Source organism: Cupriavidus sp. UGS-1, assembly GCF_021213615.1.
In the GTDB taxonomy this organism is placed as follows: Bacteria; Pseudomonadota; Gammaproteobacteria; order Burkholderiales; family Burkholderiaceae; genus Cupriavidus.
Genome location: NZ_JAJQJF010000005.1, coordinates 19,473 through 34,495 on the forward strand (window position 1 = coordinate 19,473; position 15,023 = coordinate 34,495).

The 15,023-nt window shown below is 69.1% G+C and carries 17 protein-coding genes; 3 read left to right on the plus strand and 14 right to left on the minus strand.

Annotation, left to right across the window (positions count from 1 at the left end; translation table 11 throughout):
- Positions 1–12 precede the first annotated feature (12 nt).
- The 14 genes from arsB to LRR16_RS08695 form a co-directional block, all read right to left on the minus strand.
- Positions 13–1,089, minus strand: a complete 1,077-nt coding sequence (gene arsB / locus LRR16_RS08630; protein WP_232205605.1) for an ACR3 family arsenite efflux transporter — start codon at positions 1,087–1,089, stop codon at positions 13–15.
- Positions 1,086–1,442 carry a helix-turn-helix transcriptional regulator gene (locus LRR16_RS08635; RefSeq protein WP_043438160.1) on the minus strand — a complete coding sequence of 119 codons (357 nt, stop codon included), beginning with the start codon at positions 1,440–1,442 and terminating at the stop codon, positions 1,086–1,088. Before LRR16_RS08635 ends, arsB begins: the two co-directional genes overlap by 4 nt.
- A 93-nt stretch (positions 1,443–1,535) precedes the next feature.
- The gene (locus LRR16_RS08640; protein ID WP_006577112.1) at positions 1,536–2,525 is read right to left on the minus strand and encodes a tripartite tricarboxylate transporter substrate binding protein; all 990 of its coding nucleotides are present in this window, start codon (positions 2,523–2,525) and stop codon (positions 1,536–1,538) included.
- Between the two features lie 42 nt (positions 2,526–2,567).
- Complete coding sequence (locus tag LRR16_RS08645; RefSeq protein ID WP_232205606.1) at positions 2,568–4,037, minus strand: aldehyde dehydrogenase; 1,470 nt, start codon at positions 4,035–4,037, stop codon at positions 2,568–2,570.
- A gap of 28 nt (positions 4,038–4,065) precedes the next feature.
- Positions 4,066–5,274 carry an iron-containing alcohol dehydrogenase family protein gene (locus LRR16_RS08650; RefSeq protein ID WP_172682446.1) on the minus strand — a complete coding sequence of 403 codons (1,209 nt, stop codon included), beginning with the start codon at positions 5,272–5,274 and terminating at the stop codon, positions 4,066–4,068.
- A gap of 17 nt (positions 5,275–5,291) precedes the next feature.
- Positions 5,292–6,830: an AMP-binding protein gene (locus tag LRR16_RS08655; protein ID WP_232205607.1), complete on the minus strand. Its 1,539-nt coding sequence runs from the start codon at positions 6,828–6,830 to the stop codon at positions 5,292–5,294.
- Positions 6,831–6,842: 12 nt separating this feature from the next.
- Positions 6,843–7,895: a nitronate monooxygenase family protein gene (locus LRR16_RS08660; protein WP_232205608.1), complete on the minus strand. Its 1,053-nt coding sequence runs from the start codon at positions 7,893–7,895 to the stop codon at positions 6,843–6,845.
- A gap of 12 nt (positions 7,896–7,907) precedes the next feature.
- On the minus strand, positions 7,908–8,720 hold the full coding sequence (locus tag LRR16_RS08665) for an SDR family NAD(P)-dependent oxidoreductase (protein ID WP_232205609.1): 813 nt from the start codon (positions 8,718–8,720) through the stop codon (positions 7,908–7,910).
- A 46-nt stretch (positions 8,721–8,766) separates the two neighbouring features.
- Positions 8,767–9,558 (minus strand): enoyl-CoA hydratase/isomerase family protein, encoded by a 792-nt coding sequence (locus tag LRR16_RS08670; protein WP_232205610.1) that lies wholly within the window; start codon positions 9,556–9,558, stop codon positions 8,767–8,769.
- A 36-nt stretch (positions 9,559–9,594) separates the two neighbouring features.
- Complete coding sequence (locus LRR16_RS08675; protein WP_232205611.1) at positions 9,595–10,746, minus strand: thiolase family protein; 1,152 nt, start codon at positions 10,744–10,746, stop codon at positions 9,595–9,597.
- On the minus strand, positions 10,746–11,147 hold the full coding sequence (locus LRR16_RS08680; RefSeq protein WP_232205612.1) for a hypothetical protein: 402 nt from the start codon (positions 11,145–11,147) through the stop codon (positions 10,746–10,748). Before LRR16_RS08680 ends, LRR16_RS08675 begins: the two co-directional genes overlap by 1 nt.
- Positions 11,144–12,136 carry a tripartite tricarboxylate transporter substrate binding protein gene (locus LRR16_RS08685; protein ID WP_064573617.1) on the minus strand — a complete coding sequence of 331 codons (993 nt, stop codon included), beginning with the start codon at positions 12,134–12,136 and terminating at the stop codon, positions 11,144–11,146. Before LRR16_RS08685 ends, LRR16_RS08680 begins: the two co-directional genes overlap by 4 nt.
- A gap of 119 nt (positions 12,137–12,255) precedes the next feature.
- Positions 12,256–12,987: a TetR/AcrR family transcriptional regulator gene (locus tag LRR16_RS08690; protein WP_232205613.1), complete on the minus strand. Its 732-nt coding sequence runs from the start codon at positions 12,985–12,987 to the stop codon at positions 12,256–12,258.
- 112 nt (positions 12,988–13,099) lie between these two features.
- Entirely contained in the window at positions 13,100–13,609 is a 510-nt protein-coding gene (locus LRR16_RS08695) for a hemerythrin domain-containing protein (RefSeq protein WP_006578614.1), read from the minus strand.
- A 204-nt stretch (positions 13,610–13,813) separates the two neighbouring features.
- Between LRR16_RS08695 and LRR16_RS08700 the strand changes: the two genes are divergently transcribed.
- The 3 genes from LRR16_RS08700 to LRR16_RS08710 all read left to right on the plus strand — a co-directional run bounded on the left by LRR16_RS08700 (position 13,814) and on the right by LRR16_RS08710 (position 14,791).
- Positions 13,814–13,984 (plus strand): hypothetical protein, encoded by a 171-nt coding sequence (locus LRR16_RS08700; RefSeq protein WP_023263859.1) that lies wholly within the window; start codon positions 13,814–13,816, stop codon positions 13,982–13,984.
- A 19-nt stretch (positions 13,985–14,003) separates the two neighbouring features.
- On the plus strand, positions 14,004–14,375 hold the full coding sequence (locus LRR16_RS08705; protein WP_370646771.1) for a hypothetical protein: 372 nt from the start codon (positions 14,004–14,006) through the stop codon (positions 14,373–14,375).
- A gap of 62 nt (positions 14,376–14,437) precedes the next feature.
- Entirely contained in the window at positions 14,438–14,791 is a 354-nt protein-coding gene (locus tag LRR16_RS08710; RefSeq protein ID WP_006578616.1) for a hypothetical protein, read from the plus strand.
- The last annotated feature ends 232 nt before the right edge of the window (positions 14,792–15,023 follow it).

Here is a 15,023-nt window from a genome sequence, read left to right on the forward strand (position 1 = left end):
AGCAGGCGTTTCTCAGCAGGCTTCGTACCAACGTTGCGAGCGATTGACCACGCCGACGACCAGCAGCATGATCGGCACCTCGATCAGCACGCCGACCACGGTGGCCAGCGCCGCCCCGGATTCGAAGCCGAACAGGCTGATCGCGGTGGCGACGGCCAGCTCGAAAAAGTTGCTGGCGCCGATCAGGGCGGACGGACCGGCCACGCAATGCGCCACGCCCAGTTTGCGGTTCAGCACATAGGCGAGGCCGGAATTGAATACGACCTGGATCAGGATCGGCACGGCCAGCAACAGGATGATCACCGGCTGTTCGACGATCGCATTGCCCTGGAAGCCGAACAGCAATACCAGCGTCGCCAGCAGCGCGGCGATCGAATACGGGCCGAGCGCGCCGGTCACGCGCCGGTAGGCCGCCTCGCCGCGCGCGAGCAGCAGCCTGCGGATGGCCTGCGCGATCAGCACCGGAATCACGATGTACAGCACCACCGACACGATCAGCGTGTCCCATGGCACCGTGATCGACGACAGCCCGAGCAGCAGCGCAACCACCGGCGCGAACGCCACCACCATGATCGCGTCGTTGACGGCGACCTGCGACAGCGTGAAATACGGATCGCCCTTGCACAGCTGCGACCAGACGAACACCATCGCGGTGCAGGGCGCGGCCGCCAGCAGGATCAGGCCGGCCACATAGCTGTCCAGCTGTTCGGCCGGCAGCCACGGCGCAAACAGATGCCGCACGAAGATCCACGCGAGCAGCGCCATCGAGAACGGCTTGACCAGCCAGTTGACGAACAGCGTCACGCCGATGCCGCGCCAGTGGCCCGCGACCTGTCCCATCGCGCCGAAGTCGATCTTGATCAGCATCGGCACGATCATCACCCAGATCAGCAGCCCGACCGGCAGGTTGACCTGCGCGACTTCCATCGTGCCGATCGCCTGGAACACGCCCGGAAACCACTGGCCCAGCAGGATGCCGGCAACGATGCACAGCGCGACCCAGATCGTCAGATAGCGCTCGAAAAAGCCGATGCCGCCGGCCGGCGACACCGTTCCGGCAGCCTTCGCCGTCTGTTCGGCCGCCGTCATGCCTTCGACTCCACGGCGCGCGGCGACGACACCGATACGGGGGAACAAGCGGGCACGGGGGAGCACGGATTGCCGCCGCAGCAGTTCTCCGTCAGATAGCCGAGCAGCGCGTTCATGGTCTCGTAGCGCGCCATGTAGACGATCGAGCGGCCGTCCTGGCGGCTGCGCAACAAGCCGGCGCGATGCAGCTCCTTCAGGTGGAAGGACAGCGACGAGGCCGGCATTTCCATCCGTTCGGCGATCCGGCCGGCAGGCAGGCCTTCCGGGCCGGCCTGGACGAGCATGCGGAAGACGGCCAGCCGCGCGGAATGGGCGAGGGCGGAGAGCGCTTCGAGGGCGTTTTCAGTTTCCATCGTTCGAATATATTCGAAGCATGGAAACGAAGCAAGCATGCCCATGCAATGGACGCAACCCACGTCCTCCGGGCCCGGGCCGCTCCTTATTGGTCAGTCCAGCTTGATCCCGGCCCGAACGATGGTGCGTTCGACCCGCTCGCGCTCCTTGTCGAGGTGACTGGCAAAGGCCGCCGGGCCGGCGGCGGCCAGGCGGCTGCCGCGTCGTTCGATGGTCTCTACGTAGCGGGGCGCCCGCGAGCCGCGTTCGACGGCCTTGGCCAGCACCGCGACAATCTCGGGCGACAGGCCGGGCGGTCCGACGACGCCGAGCCACGACGAGGCCACCAGGTTCGGATAGGTCTCCGCGAGCGTTGGCAGATTCGGGAATTGCGGCAGCCGGGACGGTGCCGCGGTGGCCAGCACCTTCAGCTGTCCGGACTGCACCGCCTGCGAGACGGAGCCGAGGCTGTCGATCATGAAATCGACCCGGCCGGCGATCAGGTCGTTGGTCGCCTGCGCGCCGCCGCGATAGGGCACGTGCACGGCGTCGATGCCCGCGGCTACCTTCAGCATCTCGCCGGCGATATGCATCGTGGTGCCGATGCCGGGCGAGCCGAAGCTCAGTTCGCGCGGATGGGCCTTGCCCCAGGCGACCAGGTCCTGGACAGTGCGGAACTTCGACGTGGCCGGCACCAGGAAGACGAAGGGGCTTTCGTTGACCAGGCTGATCAGCGAGAAGCGGGTGTTCGGATCGAAGCCGAGCGACTTCTGCGTCAGCGGATTGACGACCAGCTGGCCCGGCGAGGCCAGCATCAGCGTGTAGCCGTCCGGCCTGGCGCGGCTGAGCTCCGCCGTCGCGATATTGCCGCCGGCGCCGGTGCGGTTGTCGACCACTACCGGCTGGCCGAGCAGCTCGCCCATTTCGGTGGCGATCTGGCGCGCGGTGATATCGGTGACGCCCCCGGCCGCGAAGCCGACGATCATGCGGATCGGCCGGCTGGGAAAGTCCGTCGGCGATGCAGCAGATGCGGGCGACGCGGGCGGCGCGGCCCACAAACCGGCAGCGGCGAACGCAAGCAGCACGCCAGCGAAGCGTTTCATGGTCTGTCTCCTGGATAGTTTTGTGTTCGTGGCAAGTCGCCGCTACCGCATCGAGAACCGCACGTTCTTGACCTGCGTGTTCTCCAGGATCGCGTCGATGCCACGCTCCTTGCCGAGCCCCGATTCCTTGTATCCGCCGAAGGGGGCGTCGACCGTCGCCTTGATCGGATTGTTGATCGCCAGATTGCCGATCTGCAGCGCCTGGCACAGGCGCATGGCGCGGCCTGCATCGCGTGTATAGACCACGCCCGCCAGACCGAAGCGGCTGTCGTTGGCCAGGCGCACCGCCTCCTCTTCATCGCCGAAGCGGATCAACGCCTGCGCGGGCCCGAAGATTTCCTCCTGCGCGATGCGCATGCCGTTGTCCGCCGTGGCAAACAGCATGGGCGCCACGAAATAGCCGTCGCGCAGCTCGGCCCGGTCGCCGAGTTCGGCCATCGCGACGGGCGACGCGCCTTCGTCGCGGCCGATGGCCAGATAGCCGTTGACGCGATCGAACTGCGCGCGGCTGACCAGCGGCCCCATCTCGGTGGCGGGATCGTCCGGCAGGCCGATGCGCACGCCAGCGCAAGCGGCGCGCAGCTTGTCGGCGAAGGCGTCGGCGATGTCATGCTGGACCAGCAGCCGCGTGCAGGCGATGCAGATCTGGCCGGTATTGCGGGTGATGTCCTGCAGTGCGACGCCGACCGCTGCGTCGAGGTCGGCATCGTCGAACACGATCAGCGGCGACTTGCCGCCCAGTTCCAGCGTCACGCGCTTGATCCGTTCGGCGGCGCTGCGGTAGATCGCCTTGCCGGTCGCGGTGCCGCCGGTGAACGAGACCTTCTCGACCAGCGGATGGTCGACCAGCGCCTGCCCGATGGTCGCCCCGGGGCCGTGGACGATGTTGATGACCCCGGGCGGAAAGCCGGCCTCGAGGATGGCTGCGCCGAGCTCCACGGTGGACAGCGGCGTGACCTCCGACGCCTTGATCACCGCCGTGTTGCCGGCCGCCAGCACCGGCATCAGCTTGCTGATGGTCAGCGTCAGCGGATAGTTCCAGGGCAGGATCAGCGCGACCACGCCAAACGGCTCGCGCAGCGTGAAATTGATCACCGAGGTATCGGCAACGTTCAGCGTCTGTCCGCCGATGCCCTGCGATACGCCGGCGACGTAGTCGATGCCGTCCAGCATGGTCAACAGCGACGCGCGCGTCGTGGTGATCGGCCGGCCGACGTTCCACGTTTCCAGCCACGCCAGCTGTTCGCGCCTCGCGTCCAGCGCCTGCGCGAGCTTGCGCAACAGGCGGCTGCGCTCGCGCGCCGAGGTCTTGCGCCAATGGTGGTCGAACGCGTGCCGGGCGGCGCGCACCGCAGCGTCGACGTCCTCGACGCCGGCCTGTGCGACATGCGCCAGCGTGCGGCCGTTCGACGGATTGCCCACGGCAAAGCTGGCGCCGCTGGCGGCTTGCCGTTCGGCGCCGTCGATCAGAAGGGGGTAGATGCCGGTGCGCAGCACGGAGGTCGGTTGCATGGCGAATCTCGATGGATGGAGGCGGGGTTCAGCCGCGCGGCACGTCGGGCTCGCCGCGCATCGCGGCATAGAGCGCGGCGATGTCGTCGTCCGACAGCGGCCGGCCGTTCAGGCGCGCCGATGCGTTGTTGGCCGCCGCGGCATGAACGGCGCCGAGGTCGGCCGGAACGTCGCCGAGCGCATCGAGCGAGCGCGGCAGACCGGCGAGGTCGCGCAGTTCGCACACCTTGTCGATCAGCGCCGTGGCTTGCCGCACGGTGGACACCTGCGGCGCTGCGAGGCCGCAGGTTCGTGCCGCCGCGGCATAGCGATCGGCGATCGCCGCCATGTTGAAACGCATCAGCGGCTCGCAGACCACCGCCAGCACATGCGCATGCGGTGCGTCGACGATCGCCTCGAGCGGCGTGCACAGGCCGTGGATGCCATCGACGCCGCGCAGGCTCATCGCCACGCCGGCGAGATAGCTGGCCAGCAGCATGTCGGCGCGCGCCGACTCGTCGTCTGGACAGGCCAGGACGGCGGGCAGGGCGGAGACGGTCCGGCGCAGCGCGTCGAGCGCCAGCGCTTCGCCAATTGGATGGCTGGCGCAGTTTGTTGCCGCGCCGAGCGCGTGCATCAGTACGTCGAAGCCCGTGCTGGCGGTGACCGCCCGCGGCACGGTCAGCGTCAGCAGCGGGTCCAGCGCAATCCACTGCGGGCGGCAGCGATGGCTTCGCATCACGTGCTTGCGTCCGGCCTCGTCCTTGATCAGCGCCGCGACGGTGCTCTCGCTGCCGGTGCCGGCGGTGGTCGGCACCGCGGCAAACGGCGGCACGGGCCCAGACAGCGCGGCGTCGCCGCGCTGCAGGAGGTCGGCCAGCGGCGCGTCGCTGGCCAGCACGGCGGCGAGTACCTTGCCGACATCGATCACGCTGCCGCCGCCGAGCGCGATCAGCCCATCGCAGTGGTGCGCGCGCCAGCGCTGCGCGGCCGCATGGACATGAGCTGCCGACGGGTTCGCGGCGACATCGTCGTGACATACCGGATCGATGCCGGCCCGGCGCAGATCGTCCGCGACGCGGGTGAGCAGCCCCGTGGCCGCCAGTCCCGCATCGCTGAGCAGCAGCGGGCGGTGCACGCCCTCACGACGGGCCCATTGCGGCAGCCGATCCACGCACCCCGCGCCGAACACCGCCTCGCCGGGCCAGCGCGTGCCGAAGTGTCCTGGCGTCGTGCCGAAGAAGGAGGCGGCGGGCATTGGCATGGCGTCGCGCATCAGATCTTCCGTCCGATGCGTTCCCAGTGCGGCGCGCGCAGCCGGTTCTTGAAGACCTTGCCCATGCTGTCGCGCGGCAACGCGTCGTGGAACTCGACATGGCGCGGTACCTTGTAGCCGGCCACGCGTTGGCGCAGCCAGCCGCGCACATGGGACGCGTCGATCGTGCTGCCCGGCGCGCGTACCACCGCGGCGGCCACCGCTTCGCCGAATTCGGCATCGGGGACGCCGAACACCGCGCAGTCGGCGACCTGCGGATCGGCGACCAGCGCGTGCTCGATCTCGGCCGGATAGATATTGACCCCACCGGAGATGATCATGTCGCGCTTGCGGTCGGTGATGAACAGATAGCCGTCGGCATCGAGATAGCCGACATCGCCATTGGTGATGTAGCCATCGCGCTCGATCGCGCGGCGCTGGGCCTCGTTGTGGCGATAGGTGAAGGGCAGGGCGTTGTCGCCGGTATCGACATAGATCTCGCCGACTTCGCCGGGCGGCAGTTCGCGGCCCGCCTCGTCGAGGATGCGGATCGACGTGCCGGGAAACGGCCGTCCCGCAGTTCCCGGCCGCGCCAGCCATTCGGCCGCCGTCACGAAGGTGATCAGGCCCGCTTCGGTCGAGCCATAGGTCTCGTTGACGATCGGTCCCCACCACGCGATCATCGCGCGCCGCACCTCCGGTGCGCAGGGCGAGCCGCCGTGGGTCACGTTCTCCAGCGACGACACGTCGTAGGCGCGACGCACCGCCTCCGGCAGCTTCAACAGCCGGACCAGCATGATCGGCACCAGCGACAGATGCGTGATCCGATGGCGTTCGATCGTCTGCAGCAGCTGCTCGGCGTCGAAGCGAGGCAGCACCACGATGTCCTGTGCCAGTTCGAGCGCCACGCGCGCGGCGGCGTTGGGGCCGGCGTGATATAGCGGACCGACTACGGCGCAGCGCATGCCGGGGCGCGCGGCGCTGGCGATCGAGCGGATGCGCAGTGAGCCCTGATGCTGGGCCGGCGTGCCCGGCAGCCGCATCACGCCTTTCGGACGGCCGGTTGTGCCCGATGTGTAAAGCATGCTGCCGACCGAGGGCACGCGATCGGCCGTCGACGGGGCGAAGCGATCCCGCCATTCGTTCCAGCACCGCGCGCCGTCGGGCAAACCGGGGGGCGATTCGGGCAGGCGGTAGGCGGCGACGATCTCCGGCGGCGTCGGCACGACCAGCAGCGGCATGCCGTCCGGTACGCCGCTCGCGATGCCGGGCAGCAGGTCCGCATGGACGACGAAGGCCTTCGCGCCGCTGTCGCGCAGGATGAAGGCCGCCTCCTCGACCTGGAAGTGCCAGTTGATCGCGACCAGATGGACGCCCAGTCGGTCGAGCGCGACGATCAGCTCGAGGTACGGAATATCGTTGCGCAGCATCACCGCGACGGCATCGCCGGGCCGCAGCCCCAGCTCGGCGAAACCGCTAGCCGCGCGCGCCGCACGGTCCTGCAGCGTTGGCGAATCGATACGGCGCTCGCCGAAGTGGATGGTCAGGTTGGCTTGCATGAGGTATCGCTGTCAGGTTGTAGTGGCGTTGGCATTGGCGGGCGGCGGCGGTGCGGACAGCGACTGCAGCCGCCGCGCGGCGCCGCTTGCCTGCGCCATCAGCCGCTCGACGGTCGCGGTCACCGGCTCGATCGCATTGGCAAAGCCGATCGCAGGCCCCATCGACAACAGGCCAGTGTCCCAGTCGCCGTGCCGGTAGCCGTGATCGCGCCCAAGCTTGCCGGTCGCCAGCACGCCGAAGTCTTCGTAGCGGTGCGCGCCGTCCGCTTCGAGCCGCCGCGTCTCGCGCACCGTGGCGTTGTCCAGCACACGCCACGGATGCCCGGTGCTGCGCAGCGCCAGCGTGGAAGACTGCGCCGGCTGCGCGGCGAGGTGGCGCTTGTACCCGTCGTGCGCCCAGACCTCTTCGCAGGTCAGGAAGCGGGTTCCCATCAGCACCGCATCGGCGCCGAGCGCGAGCGCCGCGGCAATCTGCCGGCCATCGCCGATGCCGCCGCCGATCGCCAGCGGCACGCGCAGGCGCTCGAGCGCGAGTGCCCCGAGCGTGAAGGCGGACATCTCGTTGGTCCCCGGATGACCGCCGGCTTCGGCCCCGACCAGCGCGACGGCATCGGCGCCGGCCTGCTCCGCCTTCAGCGCGTGTTCGACAAAGGCGCATTTGTGGATCGCCAGTCCGCCGCCGGCGTGAATCCGCTCGAACAGCGGCCCCGGCGAGGCACCCACCGTCTCGAAGTGCCGCACGCCTTCTTCCAGCGCGATGTCGAGCCAGGCAGGGACCAGGCGATTGGCGTCCGCGCGGCGCGATTGCGTCAGGTTGACGCCGAACGGCAGTCCCCGCGTCAGCGCCTTGCAGTCGCGCAGCGCGGCGCGATAGGCCGCGAGTCCGTCGAACGAGCGCGGCGTCAGGAATGCCATCGTGCCGGCGTCGACATGGGCGGCGACGTAGCGCGCGTCCGACAGCCACATCAGCCCGCCGGCAAGGATCGGATGACGGATGCCGAAGCGCTCCGTGATCCGTGTGCGGAACGATGGGGAAGCGCTGTCGTCGGCGCGAGGGCTCGTCATGATGGCGGCAGCTCAGAGCATCACAAAGCCGCCGCTGACGCCGATGCTCTGGCCCGTGATGTAGGCGGCGCGGTCGGAGGCCAGCAGGCACACCATGCCCGATACGTCCTCGGGACGCGCCAGCCGCTGCAGGCCGCGGCCGATGGGGTAGGCGTTCAACATCCTGGCCAGGCGCTCGTTGTTCTCGGGCGTCGCATCGGGATGCAAGGCGCCTTCCTTGATGCCCTCGTGCGACACCGCGCCCAGCGCCACCACATTGACGTTGATGCAGTCGCGCCCATGCTCCTGCGCGATCGCCTTGGCGAAGCCGAGCATCGCGGCCTTCGCGCCCGAGTACACCGCCAGCCGGCCTTCGCCGGCCCGGCCGGCTTCGGACATGATGTTGACGATCTTGCCGTAGCGGCGCGCCTTCATGCCGGGCAGCACCGCGCGGCAGCAATGCATCATGCCGAACACGTTGAGCGCGACGATGCGCTCCCAGGCCTCGGGCGTGGTGTCGATGAACATTGGTGCGGCGCCGCCTTTCTCGCGCCGCTCGACCAGCACGCCGGCGTTGTTGACGAGGATGTCGATCGGGCCCAGTGTCTCCTGCGCGGCCGCGATGGCCGTGTCGATGTCGTCTTCGCGCGTGATGTCGGCCACGGCGGCAAAGCCGCGGCCGCCGGCGGCCTCGATCTCGGCGACCACCGCCCGCGCCCGTTCGGCGAACAGGTCGTTGACCGCGACGCGGGCGCCCTCGGCCGCCAGATCCAGGCAGATGCGCCTGCCGACGCCCTGGCCGCCCCCGGTGACGAACGCCACCTTGCCTTGCAGATTCAGATCCATGTCGATGCCTTTTCTCGTTGTCGTTGGACAGTTGCGATGGCGCGGCCTAGCGTCCGCGGAACACCGGCTTGCGCTTCTCGATGAAGGCGCGCATGCCTTCCCTGCGGTCCTCGCTGGAGACCACCAGTGCCGCGGCGTAGCGCTCGTATTCCAGGCCGGCGTCGATACCCACCTGCATGCCGAGGTCGATCGCATGCTTGACGTAGCGCAGCGCCAGCGGCGCGTTGGCGGCCATGCGTCCGGCCATCGCCAGTGCCGTCGGCAACAGCGCATCGGGCGGCACCACGTGGTTGACCAGCCCGATCGTCAGCGCGCGCTCGGCGTCGATATGGTCCCCGGTCAGCATCAACTCCTTGGCGATGCCGACACCGACCAGCCGCGGCAGGCGCTGCGTGCCGCCGGCCGCGGGCAACACGCCGATGCGCGCTTCGGGCAGGCCTAGCCGCACGCCTTGGGCGGCGATGCGCACGTCGCAGCAGAGCGCGATCTCGAGGCCGCCGCCGAGCGCCACGCCGTTGATCGCGGCGATCACGGGCTTCTCGAATTGCTCGAGCGCGCGGAACAGTTCGTGCGTGGCCTTCTGCAGCAGGTGATATTCGGCCTGGGGCACGACGCGATCGGCGCGTTCCTTGATGTCCGCGCCCGCGCAGAAGGCCTTGTCGCCGGCGCCGGTGATCACGACGCAGCGCACCGTGTCGTCGCCACGGGCGCGCTCGAACAGCGCATGCGCCAGTTCGGCCTTCATGTTTCCGCCGATCGCGTTCATCCGTTCGGGCCGGTTCAGCTGGATCAGCGCGACGCCGTCGCGCGTGTCGTAGAGCAGGGTGGAGTAGTCCATGTTCAATGTGGCTCGCTGGTCGGTGAGAGAAGCGGCTCAGCCGCGCGACAGCACATGGGCGACGGCCACCGAGCCGAGGCCGATCATGTGGGCAAGCGCCAGGCGCGCGCCGGGGTGCTGGCGGTCGCCGGCCTCGCCGCGCAGCTGGCGCGTGATTTCGGCGACCTGGCCGATGCCGGTCGGTCCGAGGGGATGGCCCATGCCGATCAGGCCCCCGGACGGATTGACCGCGCACTGGCCGCCGATCTGCGAGCCGCCGCGGGCCAGGAACGCTGGCCCTTCGCCGGCCTCGCAGACGCCGATCGCCTCGCTGTACAGCAGCTCCTCGATCGTGAAGGCGTCATGCAGTTCGACGATGTCGAGCTCGCGCGGCCCGATGCCGGCCTGATCCAGCGCCTGGGCGGCGGACTTGCGCACCAGTTCGACCAGCGCCGGTGCGTCGTCGACCAGTTCCTCGCTGCTGGCCACCGACGACAGCACGCGCACCGCGCGGGAGCGATCCAGCCCCAGTTCGCGCATGGCCTGTTCCGACACGACGATTGCCGCCGCAGCCCCTTCGCCACGCGGGCAGCATTGCATCGCCGTCAGGTCGCCGGCGATGCGCGGCGAGTTCAGGACCTGCTCGATGGTCCTTGGCTTGCGGAATTGCGCATACGGATTGCGCGCGGCGTTGCCATGGTTCTTGACCGCGACCGCCGCCAGATCCTCGATGTGCAAGCCGCCTTCGCGCATGGCCCGGCGTGCCAGCAGCGCGAATTTGACCAGGGGCACGTTGGCGGTCGGGCTCAATGGCGGCAGGCCGTCCTTCAGCACGGCGCGCCGGCCGTCGCCAAACTTGTCGACGCCGACGGCGAGCACGACATCGCGTTCCCCGGAGGCCACCTGCAGGCAGGCCAGACGGAAGGCGGTCGAGCCGGAGGCCGACGCATTCTCGACCTGCGCCACCTCGAGCCCGGTCGAGCCCAAGTGGCGCAGCATCACGCGGCCGGCTGCCATGCCCAGCGCCGCCGTCCCGACGAAGGCGCTCTGCACCTGCGCCCATGCCAGCCCCGCATCGGCCAGCGCCTCGCGCACCGCGCGCAGGCCCAGCTGCGGGTAGGGCGTCTCGCTCGGAAACTGGTACGGGTGCATGCCGATGCCGATCACGTAAACCGGCCGTTGTTGCAGCAGCGTGGTTGGGCGGCCCATCACACGTTCTCCTGCAGCGGCACCGCTTCCGCGCTTGCCGCGCGAAAGATCCAGCCACCGCCGTTCTCGTCGTCGATCCACACCGGCCGCACCGGCGTGCCCGGCGGTACCGCGCTCTCGTTCTCGGCGTCGATGCGGACCTCTTCGACCAGGCCCGGGCACAGCTCGACCTCGCCGATGATCGCGGGCACGGCGAGTCCGGGGGCGAGCGGTGCATGCACGGTGATCACGTTGCGCAGCGGGACCGGGCCCATGCAATCGACCGCGTCGAGCGCTTCGGCCGGGGCGCCGCAATGGCGGCATCCGGGCACGTTCGCGGGGTAGCTGTAGCCGTGGCAGTGACCGCAGCGCGCGGCCTGCAGGGTGGACGGCCGGCCGTCCATGGGGGAGCTTGCGTTCATTCGATCGACATTCCGGAGTCGCGCACCAGCTGGCGCGCATTGCTGCGTTCGGCATCCAGTGCCCTGGCGAATTCCGCCGGCGTGCTGGCCTTGATGCCGGTGCCCAGCTCCGCGAGGCGGGCCTGCACCGACGGTTGCTTCAATGCGCCGGCGAACGCGGCGTGCAGCCGCTGCACGATCGGCGCCGGCGTGCCGGCCGGCGCGACGATGCCGAGCCAGGTGGTCACGTCGAAGTTCGGGACGCCGGCCTCGGCGACGGTGGGCACGTCCGGCAGGTCCGCCACACGCCGGCCGCCGGTCACCGCCAGCGCGCGCAGCCGGCCGTCGCGAATCAGCGGCAGCGTGGTGGAGCGGCTGTCCGCCATGAAATCGAGCTGGCCGGCCAACAGATCGTTCAGCGCCGGGCCGCTGCCCTTGTACGGAACGTGGATCAGTGGCGTGTTCAGCCGCACCTGCAGCGTCGCGCCGGCGACATGCATCGAGCTGCCGTTGCCAGCCGAGCCGTAGCTCAGCTTGCCGGGTTGCTGGCGTGCCCTGGCCAGCAGGTCGCCCATCGATCGGAATGGCGAGTTCGCCGGGACCACGACGACCATCGGGCTTTCGGTCAGCTGGGTGACCGGCACGAAGGCCTTGACCGGGTCGATCGGCACCCGCTTGTAGAGGAAGGGGTTCAGCACCAGCGGCCCCGGATTGCCGAGCAGCAGCGTGTAGCCGTCCGGTTCGGCGCGCGCCACCACTTCGTTGGCAATGTTGCCGTTGGCGCCGGGGCGGTTCTCGATGACGACCGGCTGGCCGAGATCCTTCTGCAAATGGGGCTGCAGCAGACGCGCGACGATGTCCGACGCCCCGCCCGGCGGGAAGCCGACCACCAGCCGGACCGGCTTGCCGGGAAAGTCGGCGGCATGGGCGGGCGCGGCCGCGGCGGCGAAGACGGCGGCACAGGCCGCTGCAACGGCCGCGGTGCCAGCCTGGAACCAGCGATGTGACATGGGCCTTGTCTCCTGTATTTCTTGGTGTTGTTGTTGTTGTACGGGCGAGCGCGGTCCGGCCGCGTCGCATCATGGATCGGCGCGCAGTCAGCGTGGGAACGGCAAGGGGAACGCGCCGGCTACTCGGGCGCTTCGGCAGGCTTTGCGGGGAGCACCAGGCGCGCGCGCAGGTTGTCCTTCAGCGCCCGGATCGCAACCGCGATATTGCTGGTGGTCGGATTGAGCATCGACTGCATTCGCAGTCCGCGCACCGTGGCGATCAACAGCTGCGCTTCTTCCGAGGCGACGATATCGGGGCGAATCTGCCCGGTGCGCTGGCCGGCTTCGATATGGCGAGTGATCGCACGGTGCCAGCGCGCGCTGATCGCGGCGAAGGTCGGTCGGACCTGCGGGGCCGGGCCGATCGACTCGAGCATCAGCACGAAGAAGGCGCGAGAGTTTTCGGACGGATCGTCCATGCCTTCGAGGTAGCAATCGATCTCGCAGAAGATCGCGTCCAGGCCGGTCAAGCCCTGCATCCGTGCCAGCAGGCGTTCGCGGTGGGCGTTCGCAATATGCTTGACCAGCTCTTCGAGCAACCGGTCCTTGGTGCCGAAGCGGTGCTGCACCAGGCCGCGGCTATATCCGGCTTCGATGCCGGTCGCTTCCAGCGTCGTGTGCGTGTAGCCGCGGGTCGCGATCAGCCGCGTCGCCGCGGCCATCAGCCGGCGGTCGGACTCGGCGACGCGCTCGGCCTGCGTGCGGCGCGGCCGTTTGATCGGTACCGCGTCAGCGCCATCGGGCAGCGCGCGGCTTTCCGCTCCAGACGAATCGGCCTGGGAGCCGGGGAGGGTGGCAAGTGTCTTGGGCATGCGAGCCAGTGTATTTACAAGCGGTACGTACCGCAAGTTAACGATGTTAGGCGTATACCCGCAGATACTTGCTGGGCGTACCGCAAGTTTTCTGTTTGAGGGCCGGGCGTCCTTAACCGCCGCGGCGCTGCGCCATCCGTTGCCCGATCGCCTGCAAGGTCGACTCCGGCAGCCGGATCGCGAAGGGAAAGATTTCGTGCTCCTCGCGTTCGACATGACGCAGGTAAGCGGCGGCGAACTGCGCCAGCGCTTGCGGCGCCGCGCCGGCCGATCCCTGCTGCACGGCCTCCAGCCACGGCCGGGCCTGGTCCCACAGCGCGTCGAGCGCGTCGTGGTCGTGCTCCAGGGCCCGCATCGCCGACGTCAGCGCCTCGTCGCCGAGCGCGCGAAGGGCGGGGAACAGGTCCTGTTCCTCATCGTCATGGTGCAAGGGCGCGGCAACGGTGAAGTACCGTACGATGCCGGCCGCCGCGGTGCGCGCCTGGTCGTCCGCGCCATGCCGGGCGGTGTGCTCGGCCAGGCGGCCGCACAGCGAGGCAAAACGCCTGATCTTGTCGTGGCAGGCGATCAGCAGTTCGATCGGGGAATCGAATGAAGGAATGGTGGTCGTATTGGGCAGCATGGCGCGCCCATTATCGCGCCGTCGGGTGGGCGCCGTCTGGACGCCATGGTCCAAGCGCCCTTCCGGGGGCGGGCGGGCAATCTTTACCGGCCGGTTCGGCGCGCACCGCACGTGTCCGGCCATTCCAGCGGTGGCGCAGGGCTTGCTTGGCGTCAAGGGATTCCGCTGCGGTTCGACCACTTTAGTGACTCTCTGGAGACCACCATGTCCGATGGAAAACTTGGCATCGCCGGCACGACGTTCATCGCCTTTGCCGTGGCCGGGCTCGCGCTGGCCGCTTCGATGTATCTGGCGTACCTGGCGGCGCCGCCGAAGGGCAGGGCCCTGATCCGCAATGCACTGGATCACGACTCGGGGCCGGGTCCGCAAGGCTGATCCTTTGGCGATGAAGGCGTTGCGCAATCCCAGGTGCCTGCTGCTCGAGAGCCGCTGGCTGGTCCCACGGCATTTCGACGGCATCAGTCTGGGCCCGATCGTGCTGCTTCGGCCGGGCGTTTCGGCCGGGCTGATCGCGCATGAGCTGGTTCATGTGCGCCAGTTCTGGCGCCGGCCGTTCACCCACGGGCCGCGCTATCTGCTGTCAAAGGCCTATCGGCAGGCCTGCGAGGTCGAGGCCTACCGTGCGCAGCTGGAAGCCGCGGGAAGGACGCCATCTCGCATTGCCAATCTGGCGCGCTACCTGGCGACAAAGTACCGGCTCGATCTCGACGAGGAGACGGCGGCGCGGCTGCTTTCCGCCGTTTCCGCCGACGATTCGCCACCGTGATCCCGCCAGCGCCGCCGGCGCGATTCCAGGGCGCCGGCCACGATTCCGGTAGAATCCCGGCCATGTCGCGCGTCGTTGCCATCCTCCTGATGCTGTTGCTGCCGCTGCAGGCCATGGCCGCGGTGGACCGGCAGTTCGCGCACGCCTCCGAGGCCATGCTCGAGCACATGGTCGCGCATGCCGAGCATGTGCCGCACCATCACGACGAGGACGGTGCGATGCACGAGGACGACTCGACGGCCTCGGCATCGCATCAGCTGGACTTCGATTTCGCGTCCGGCCTGTACGGCACCGTCGGCCTCGCGTTTTCGGTACCGCTGGTGCCGCCGCGCTACCTGACGCCGTCATTCCTTCCTGGGCCCATTCCCAGTCCCTTCAGCAGTCCGCCTTTACGTCCGCCTCACGCCGCCGCCTGACGGCGGGGAAGCGTTCGTTCCATGTCTGCGCCGCGCCGGCACCGGCGCGGCACCCCGTCGCATCGTCGATCCGCTTTCGTTGCGTTGGGGTGTTTCATGCAGAAGATATTGTTCATTGCGACAGCCGTCGTGCTGACGCGCATTGCCTGTGCGCAGGCGCCGGCAGGCCAGGCCGCGCCCGCCGACCTGCACGCGCTGTTCGAAGCCGCGTGGGCGCATTCGGTCGCGCTGC

Coding starts and splice junctions, on each gene's coding strand:
- arsB (WP_232205605.1), bottom strand. CDS start 1,089: ATGACGGCGGCCGAACAGACGGCGAAGGCTGCCGGAACGGTGTCGCCG.
- LRR16_RS08635 (WP_043438160.1), bottom strand. CDS start 1,442: ATGGAAACTGAAAACGCCCTCGAAGCGCTCTCCGCCCTCGCCCATTCC.
- LRR16_RS08640 (WP_006577112.1), bottom strand. CDS start 2,525: ATGAAACGCTTCGCTGGCGTGCTGCTTGCGTTCGCCGCTGCCGGTTTG.
- LRR16_RS08645 (WP_232205606.1), bottom strand. CDS start 4,037: ATGCAACCGACCTCCGTGCTGCGCACCGGCATCTACCCCCTTCTGATC.
- LRR16_RS08650 (WP_172682446.1), bottom strand. CDS start 5,274: ATGCCCGCCGCCTCCTTCTTCGGCACGACGCCAGGACACTTCGGCACG.
- LRR16_RS08655 (WP_232205607.1), bottom strand. CDS start 6,830: ATGCAAGCCAACCTGACCATCCACTTCGGCGAGCGCCGTATCGATTCG.
- LRR16_RS08660 (WP_232205608.1), bottom strand. CDS start 7,895: ATGACGAGCCCTCGCGCCGACGACAGCGCTTCCCCATCGTTCCGCACA.
- LRR16_RS08665 (WP_232205609.1), bottom strand. CDS start 8,720: ATGGATCTGAATCTGCAAGGCAAGGTGGCGTTCGTCACCGGGGGCGGC.
- LRR16_RS08670 (WP_232205610.1), bottom strand. CDS start 9,558: ATGGACTACTCCACCCTGCTCTACGACACGCGCGACGGCGTCGCGCTG.
- LRR16_RS08675 (WP_232205611.1), bottom strand. CDS start 10,746: ATGGGCCGCCCAACCACGCTGCTGCAACAACGGCCGGTTTACGTGATC.
- LRR16_RS08680 (WP_232205612.1), bottom strand. CDS start 11,147: ATGAACGCAAGCTCCCCCATGGACGGCCGGCCGTCCACCCTGCAGGCC.
- LRR16_RS08685 (WP_064573617.1), bottom strand. CDS start 12,136: ATGTCACATCGCTGGTTCCAGGCTGGCACCGCGGCCGTTGCAGCGGCC.
- LRR16_RS08690 (WP_232205613.1), bottom strand. CDS start 12,987: ATGCCCAAGACACTTGCCACCCTCCCCGGCTCCCAGGCCGATTCGTCT.
- LRR16_RS08695 (WP_006578614.1), bottom strand. CDS start 13,609: ATGCTGCCCAATACGACCACCATTCCTTCATTCGATTCCCCGATCGAA.
- LRR16_RS08700 (WP_023263859.1), top strand. CDS start 13,814: ATGTCCGATGGAAAACTTGGCATCGCCGGCACGACGTTCATCGCCTTT.
- LRR16_RS08710 (WP_006578616.1), top strand. CDS start 14,438: ATGTCGCGCGTCGTTGCCATCCTCCTGATGCTGTTGCTGCCGCTGCAG.